We start from the raw sequence: 291 nt of genomic DNA on the forward strand, positions 1-291 counted from the left end.
GCGCCAGGTTGGCCCGGTGCGCTCCGAGGTGCTGGTGCTGGGCCTGGCCGATGCCGCCGACAAGGCTGCGCTGAAGGCATTGCGGCCGTTGCGCACGCTGTATTCCAGCCGTTCGGTCATCAGCGCCTACGTGGGCAGCGGCTTGCAGCTGTTCGTCGGCGGCACGGTGATCGTCTGGTTCCCCAGTTACCTGAACCGTTACTACGCCATGAGCACCGACCAGGCCGGCGCGGTGGCGGCGCTCATCGTGCTGTGCAGTGGGGTGGGCATCGTGCTGTGCGGCATGCTGTG

Annotated in this window: 1 pseudogene; it reads left to right on the top strand. The window is 67.7% G+C overall.

What is annotated here, in order from left to right:
* Positions 1 to 291, top strand: a pseudogene (locus SB756_RS29295) (hypothetical protein); the annotation flags it as partial.

The organism is Pseudomonas sp. SIMBA_068, assembly GCF_046534705.1.
Lineage (GTDB): Bacteria > Pseudomonadota > Gammaproteobacteria > Pseudomonadales > Pseudomonadaceae > Aquipseudomonas > Aquipseudomonas putida.